We start from the raw sequence: 7,177 nt of genomic DNA, 5'->3' as shown, positions 1-7,177 counted from the left end.
GGCCTGTGCGGGTTGAGTCGACATCACCGTGACACCGCCGCTGCAGCGGTCGGCCCACTGGCAGGCCCAGTGACGGGCCCACTGGCGGGCAGGGTTAGCAGCGCCGACAGCTCACCCAGCGTCTCGGGCACCAGGCGGTAGTAGACCCAGGAGGCGCGCCGCTCGGAGGTCAGCAGCCCGACTTCCTTGAGCACCTTCAGGTGGTGGCTGATGGTCGGCTGGGACAGCTCGAAGGCGTCGGTGATGTCGCACACGCACACCTCGCCGCCCGCGCGGCTTGCCACGATCGACAGGATGCGCAGCCGTACCGGGTCGCCCAGCGCCTTGAACACCCGCGCCACCCCGGCCGCCTGCTCGCTGTCCAGCGGTTCGCGGGTCAGCGGCGGGCTGCACTCCAGGATCTCCAGCAGTTCCATCCACTGCCCTTCCGTATAGATGTTCATCGAAATAGGTATATGTCTATATTGACATCTGTCTATGCGTGCTTGGAACGGCGAGTACTCTCAGCCGGCTGGGACGCCGATGTCGGCCAGCAGGGCGCGGACCCTGCGCTCGACGTCGTCGCGGATCGGGCGGATCTGCTCGATCGTCTTGCCGTCGGGGTCGTCCAGGTCCCAGTCCAGGTAGCGCTTGCCCGGGTAGACCGGGCAGGCGTCGCCGCAGCCCATGGTGACCACCACGTCGGCGGCCTGGACAATCTCGCTGGTCCACGGCTTGGGGAACTCGCCGGTGATGTCGATGCCGCGCTCGTGCATCACCTCGACGACGGCCGGATTGATCAGCTCGCCGGGCTCGGTGCCGCCGGACCAGCCGAGGGCGCGTTCGCCGGCCAGGTGAGCGAAGAAGCCGAGCGCCATCTGTGAACGGCCGGCGTTGTGCACGCACAGGAACAGCACGATCGGCACGCCGCTGCCGTCCTTGCCCTCGACGCGGGCCAGCGCGCGCAGCCGCTGGCGGGCGAACCGCTCGGCCAGCAGCGGCAGGTAATTGGCGATGACGGCACGGCTGGCGAACTGGTCGTAGCTGGTGTGCAGGAACCGCTCGATGGTCTCGGTGCCGAAGGTGCCGGCGAACTCCTCGGCGAGCGTGCGGGCTGCGGTGAGCAAGGCGTGCTGCTGATCGACGGTCAGATCGGCGTGGCGGTAGGTGCTGTCCATGAAGGGCTCCGGCGGCGTCGCTCATATCGACGGCTGTCGATTTCGATGTTCATCGATATTGGCAGCCGTCGATGTCATGAGGGTGAACGCCAGGCCAACATCGGCCCTCGTGGTTGCTCAGGCGCCGATCACAGCGCTGCGGCGTTCGATCAGCATCACGTCACGCCAGACGCCGTGATGCCGGCCGATGCGCTCGCGCGTCCCCACCACCTGGAAGCCGAGTGCCTGATGCAGGCTCAGGCTCGCGGCGTTCTCGCCGAACACGCCCGACTGGATCGTCCACACGCCGGCGTCCTCGGCGGCGGCGACGAACGCCGCCAGCAGCGCCCGGCCGATGCCGTGAGCCTGGCAGCCGGGGTGGACGTAGATGCTGTGCTCGACCACTCCGGCGTAGACCGGGCGGGACGAGACCGCCGAGGCGGCCACCCAGCCGAGCACCTCGCCGGAGTCGCTGTCGGTTGCCACGTACCGCAGGTGCGGCAAGCGGCTCGAGGTGAACCCCTCCCAGCTGGGCGCGGTGGTCTCGAAGCTGGCCTGGCCGGTGTCCAGCCCGGCCTGGTAGATGGCCAGCACCTGCTCGGCGTCGCTCTCGCGCATCGGCCGGATCTCCAGACCGGGCCCGATGGCGGGCTTCATGGCCTGGACGATGGCCGAGTACACCCCGTCGCCGTGATCGGCGGTCAACGTGATCGTGACGGCGACGAAGCCGGCCGCGACCAGCAGCTCCCGGTACTCCTGCACGGTGAGCGATCCGGCGGCGCAGCCGATGCGCTGCTCGGCCCGCTGACGTGCCTGCTCGTCGAGCACTTGGGCGGTGACGACGTCGCTGACGCCGAATCGGCCACCGGGCCGCAGCACCCGGAACGCCTCGGCCAGCACCGCTGCCTTGTCGTCGGACAGGTTGATCACGCAGTTGGAGATGACCACGTCCACCGTGTGGCCAGGCAGCGGGATCGCTTCGATGGCGCCGTGCAGGAACCGCACATTGGTGACACCCGCCTGTTCGGCGTTGCGCTGGGCCAGTTCCACCATGGCAGGGCTGGCGTCCAGGCCGAAGACGGTGCCGTACGGGCCGACCCGGCGGGCCGACAGCAGTACGTCGATGCCGCCACCGGACCCGAGGTCGAGCACCGTCTCACCAGCACGCAGCTCGGCCACGGCGACCGGGTTGCCGCACCCCAGACTGGCCCCAAGCGCCCCAGCGGGGAGCGCGGCGGTGTCGTCGTAGCTGGCCGGCCCGAACCCGCCGTCGGCGAAGGCGACGGGGTCGCAGTCGGCGATGCGCTGCCCGCTCAGCGCGCTGCGGGCCAGGGCGGAGTAGTGGTCGACGATCTCGTCGTGCGCCATGAGATCTCCTCAGTCACAGGCCGGAGCGGCCGGCACAGGGTTGCCCATCACCACGTCGGCGGCGGTGGGGAAACAGCTCACGCAGTTCTCGTTGATCCGGTACAGGCTGGACGTGCCTTGCCGCTCGACCAGGACGAACCGGACCTCGGCCAGGATCTTCAGGTGGTGCGACACCGTGGACTGCCCCACCCCGGAAGCGGCCACGATCTCGCCCACGCTCATCGGCTCCCGCCGGCGGGCCAGCAGCGACACGATCTGGATCCGGGTGGCATCGGCCAGCGCCTTAAACCAGCTCGCGTATTCCTCGGCCTCAGTCCGAGGGATGGGTTTCATATCAGAATTCATCGTTGATCGACGATAGACGATTAAGTCGCTCAGTAGAAGACCTTGCGGCGCGCCGGTTCATCCTTCTGCCCTGACGGCTCTTGATCGGTAGCGCCGCATGTGGGCCGTCTGTGGACGTGGAGGTCCCGACTGCGTGCCACATCTAGCAGGGCTCCACGCATGGCGGCTAATCAGAACGACGAAGTCCCAATCATCCTCCAAGTGCCGCATCCACGAACAGGCGAGACAGGAGGTGGAAGGTAGACACCCATTGCGATCTTTTACTAAGCAGTGTCAGAGTGAATAAAGATCGTAGTCATAAGGCACAAAGGTATCTGTCGATACATCCTGGTCTGACCGCTCGTTTGCAGACACCTCTGTCCGGTTCGGGCGAACCTTGCGACGTCCGGCCTTACCTTGCGATCGATCAGGCGACGACCGGAGGCGCCCTGCACCAGGGAGGGATCTGACGGGAGAGGAAGATCAGGCTCATGAAGACCGACAACATCCGCGCATTGTCCGTTCGAGCTGGCAGAGCGGGTGACGCAGAGGCTCTCGTGATCCTTGACTCGGTCGCGAGATCCGATGGCGGCGGCCGGCGCGGCAGCATCGAACGCTGGTGTCGCGACGGGTCTGTGCTTGTAGCCGACACTCCCGCTGGGTTGGTCGGCTACTGCGTCGTGGAGTACACCTTCTTCGAGCAGGGCTTCGTGACGATGCTCATGGTGGCTGAGTCCGCCCGCGGGCACGGCGTTGGCGAGAGGCTTCTGCGCGCTGCCGCAGCTTCATGCCGAACCGCCAAGCTGTTCACCTCGACAAACCTGTCCAACCATCCCATGCAGCGACTACTCCAGCGGGTCGGCTGGCCGCCGGTAGGGATGGTGCACGGCCTCGATGACAGTGATCCTGAGGTGTTCTACCTCTGCTCCTGTCAGAGCACCGAGAATGCAGAGTAATTCTGGACGAATCCGACGGCCATCGTTCGGAAATACCTGAGTTCGCGCAGGTCAGACCTAGCCAGTACGAAGTTTGTGTCCGAACGAGACAACACACCAGCGCTAGTCGCATCTTCGGAAGGAGGATGCCATGGCATGGGTCACTGTGCTGGGTCCCTGTATGGAGCAAGTGGACTACCGATTACGGGAAGGCGGGGGATGCGGGCTTCCTCACGCCGAAGAGCGCGAGACCGAACATCTTGGAGAGGCCGATGGCCAGTTAAGTTATCGACTGGGCGGCAAGCACACCATGGTGTGGATCGGTGAGGGCTTGCGCGAGGTGGGGCTCGCACCGGGCATGCCGTTGAGGGCCGATCAGTTCAACATGGCGCGTGCGCTGATGAACGGCGAACACCCAACCAGCGGTGTGGTGCTGGTGAAGGCCAAACACGTCGTTGATCCACGCGGCAAGCTGCCTGCAGCACCGTTGGCGGACGAGTTGGAAGCAGCTGCTGCCGAACGTGGCAACACGGTCGAGGACCTGCTGGCTGCTCATCCGGCGCTGGTCAAGCGCGCCGCCCAGCTGGCGCGCGGCATCGCTCGGGAAGGAGAGGCGCACCTGGTGCGCCTCGGGGATCTGGAACTACTGGCCGGCGCCGCCGGTCTCGACTTAGCCGATATCTACGAACCAAAGGAGCTGGCGAATGCGCGTAGGTGGCGCAATGCCAGGGTCCGCGTTGGTAACCGAGGCTATGACCTTGTGCTGGACGTGAGTAAGACGTTGTCGGTGCTGCATGGCCTGGCCGATGAGAGCTTCGCGGCCGAGCTGCAGGCCATTGTCACTAACGCGATGGGCGAGGTCGTCGGCGCTCTTGAGCAGTGGGTGGGCTACGGGCAGCGAGGCCATCAGGGGGACGGTCAGCTCGCCGCCCAGATGCGTACGAGCGGCCTGATGGGCTGGGCGTTGCTGCATTCGACCGCGCGTCCGGTGGGTTCGGCGGCTCCGGACCCGCACCTGCACATCCACGTGGTCATTGTGAACATGGTGCGCGGTCTGGACGGCAATTGGTCTGCGGTCGCGGCCGGGGGCCGGGATCTGCATCGGCATGCGCACGCCGCTGACGCGCTGTTCAAGGGGCGGTTGCGCCAGCTCCTGACCGAACGCTTCGGCATTGCCTGGACACGGGATCCGGAGACTGGAGCGTGGGAGATAGGAGCCGTTCCCACCGCGGTGCGTACGCTGTTCTCCAAGCGCCATGGCCAGATCAAGCAGGTGCTCGCCAAGCTCGGCTTCTCCGCCGAGGAGGCCTCGCGCCAGACGCACATGGTGGCCGCGACGCAAAGCCGCCAACCCAAGATGGATGTGACCGAGGCCGAGCTGCGCGCCGAGTGGCACCGCCAGCTCAAGGCAGTGGGAGTGGATGCCACCGACCTGGTGGCGGCTTGCCGCTCCGGCGCACAGTTGCCCGCCACGCCTTCTCCTGAGGAGATCGCGGCCTGGATCTGGCGGCCTGAGCACGGGCTGACCGGACATCGCAAGTGGGTTACCCGCGCCGATGTGCTGGCCGCCGTCATCGACGCCTGCGCCGGCGGCGTGAGCGAGTTGGCTGAGGCCGAAGTACTAGCTGATCAGGTGCTCACACTGGCCCCGGCAGCGCGGTTACCGGAAGCAGGGGCCAGACATATGGCCAATTCCGCCCGCTACACCAGCACCGACATCCTCCAGGCCGAACAGGCGCTGCTGGCAAGCGTGCGTCGCCGCTACAACGCCGGCGTGGCCGTGCTCGACGCCGACGCTGCCAGTCTGGCCATGGACGCCTTCCAGGTCAGCCACCAACTGGCCTTCACTCGCGAGCAGCGCGCCGTGCTAGAACGCATCTTGTGCGGTGGGCATGGGGTCGAGGCGATTATCGGTGTGCCCGGTGCCGGTAAGACGACGCTGATGGCTGCCGTACGCACCGCTTATGAGAGCCGGGGCTCGGTGGTCCTGGGGGCGGCCACCGCGGCAGTGGCCGCCGCCACGTTGCGCGCCGAATCGGGCATCGGCACGGACACCGTCGCTACCTGGCTCCTGCGCATCCAGCAGGCGCCGGGCCTGGCCGGCGTGGACGTGCTGGTGATCGACGAGGCTGCGATGGTCGATGACCGTCAACTAGCCATGCTGCTGGGTGACGCCGAACGGTGCGGCACCAAGGTGGTGCTGCTGGGCGACCCCAAGCAGTTGCGTGCCGTCGGCGTCGGCGGTGGGTTTGCCGCCATCCATCGCCAGGTCGACGGGCTGGTCCTGCGGCACAACCGTCGCCAGCGCGATCCCTTAGAACGCAAGGCGCTGGAGCTGTTTCGGGCTGGTCAACGCCACCAGGCCCTACGCACTTGGGCAGACGGCGGCCACGTGCACACCGAGACCGGCGCCGATGACACCATGGCCCGGCTGCTCGCCGACTGGGTGGAGCTTCGGCAGCCGTACCGGACCGCTGAGGGCCCGGGGGTGCATGAGGAACTGGCCGACCTCCTGGTGCTGGCGGGAACGAACGAGGCGGCCGGTCGGCTCAACCTCGTTGTCCGAACGATCCGCCGGGAGCTGGGTGAGCTGTCCGGCCCCGATCGCATCTACCACGTGGCTGGCGGCACAAGCATCGCACTGGCGATTGGGGACCACGTACGGGTGCGGAAGAACGATTACCGGGCACGGCGCGGCGAAGGACCAGTAGACGTGCTCAACGGCTACCGGGGTCGCATCACCGCCATGGACGCGAAGGGTGGGGTGCAAGTGGAATGGCGCCGGACCACTTCGGATGGGGCAACCTTGGTATGCGAGTGGGTCAGCCCTGCCTACATCGCGGCTGGCGGTCTGTCCTACGGCACCGCGATGACCGTTGCCGCTGCACAGGGTCTGACCGGTCAGCACACCTTGATCTTCGGCCTGGGGTTGGACGAGCACAGTCTCTACACCGCCATGAGTCGCGACAGGCAGAGCGCGCACCTGTACCTGCCACGCGAACTGCTTGAAAGCGACGCCGACCGGCTCCGCCACGGCCCGCCCCGCACCCACGCGGACGAGCTGGAGCGCGCTATAGCCGCTTATGCAAGCATTCTCCATGGTGATCACGCAGACCGTCTGCTGACACCCGAGCCCGAACCCATCGCCCACACACGTGCCACTCGTGACGGTGAGGATGAGCGTATCTGTGGTCAGTTGCAAACCATGGAGCGCGAGGCACAGGCCGCCATCGAACGCCTGAAGGTGCGCCAGAACCTCGCCCGCTCTCCGTACAACGTCGGCCTGGCCAGCGAGGCCGAGCTAGCTGAGCGAATGAACTGTCAATCCCCTCAAAGCGTGGAGACGGGTCTATGCCACAGCGGTCCTCAGCAGGGCCGATGAGGCTTGTCTCTTCTCGATCATGTGACGTTCGA

General features: G+C 66.6%; 6 protein-coding genes. 2 read left to right on the top strand and 4 right to left on the bottom strand.

The genetic code is table 11. The features are described 5' to 3' along the window. Nucleotides 1–23: 23 nt before the first annotated feature. From ACIHAD_RS48595 to ACIHAD_RS48580, 4 genes are all read right to left on the bottom strand, one after another. Nucleotides 24–416, bottom strand: coding sequence for an ArsR/SmtB family transcription factor (locus ACIHAD_RS48595; RefSeq protein ID WP_397361703.1), 393 nt, complete (start codon nt 414–416; stop codon nt 24–26). 87 nt (nt 417–503) lie between these two features. Next, complete coding sequence (locus ACIHAD_RS48590; protein ID WP_397361702.1) at nt 504–1,157, bottom strand: arsenate reductase ArsC; 654 nt, start codon at nt 1,155–1,157, stop codon at nt 504–506. 117 nt (nt 1,158–1,274) lie between these two features. Next, nucleotides 1,275–2,504: a GNAT family N-acetyltransferase gene (locus ACIHAD_RS48585; RefSeq protein WP_397361701.1), complete on the bottom strand. Its 1,230-nt coding sequence runs from the start codon at nt 2,502–2,504 to the stop codon at nt 1,275–1,277. A gap of 9 nt (nt 2,505–2,513) precedes the next feature. Beyond that, nucleotides 2,514–2,837 carry an ArsR/SmtB family transcription factor gene (locus ACIHAD_RS48580; protein WP_397361700.1) on the bottom strand — a complete coding sequence of 108 codons (324 nt, stop codon included), beginning with the start codon at nt 2,835–2,837 and terminating at the stop codon, nt 2,514–2,516. Nucleotides 2,838–3,319: 482 nt separating this feature from the next. Between ACIHAD_RS48580 and ACIHAD_RS48575 the strand changes: the two genes are divergently transcribed. Beyond that, nucleotides 3,320–3,784, top strand: coding sequence for a GNAT family N-acetyltransferase (locus ACIHAD_RS48575; protein WP_397361699.1), 465 nt, complete (start codon nt 3,320–3,322; stop codon nt 3,782–3,784). Nucleotides 3,785–3,914: 130 nt separating this feature from the next. After that, nucleotides 3,915–7,145: a MobF family relaxase gene (mobF, locus tag ACIHAD_RS48570; protein WP_397361698.1), complete on the top strand. Its 3,231-nt coding sequence runs from the start codon at nt 3,915–3,917 to the stop codon at nt 7,143–7,145. Nucleotides 7,146–7,177: the final 32 nt, after the last annotated feature.

Origin of the sequence: Nonomuraea sp. NPDC052265, from assembly GCF_044547985.1 — a bacterium.
In the GTDB taxonomy this organism is placed as follows: Bacteria; Actinomycetota; Actinomycetes; order Streptosporangiales; family Streptosporangiaceae; genus Nonomuraea.
This window is presented reverse-complemented; position numbering and strand designations above follow the sequence as displayed.

Coding starts and splice junctions, on each gene's coding strand:
- ACIHAD_RS48595 (WP_397361703.1), bottom strand. CDS start 416: ATGGAACTGCTGGAGATCCTGGAGTGCAGCCCGCCGCTGACCCGCGAA.
- ACIHAD_RS48590 (WP_397361702.1), bottom strand. CDS start 1,157: ATGGACAGCACCTACCGCCACGCCGATCTGACCGTCGATCAGCAGCAC.
- ACIHAD_RS48585 (WP_397361701.1), bottom strand. CDS start 2,504: ATGGCGCACGACGAGATCGTCGACCACTACTCCGCCCTGGCCCGCAGC.
- ACIHAD_RS48580 (WP_397361700.1), bottom strand. CDS start 2,837: ATGAAACCCATCCCTCGGACTGAGGCCGAGGAATACGCGAGCTGGTTT.
- ACIHAD_RS48575 (WP_397361699.1), top strand. CDS start 3,320: ATGAAGACCGACAACATCCGCGCATTGTCCGTTCGAGCTGGCAGAGCG.
- mobF (WP_397361698.1), top strand. CDS start 3,915: ATGGCATGGGTCACTGTGCTGGGTCCCTGTATGGAGCAAGTGGACTAC.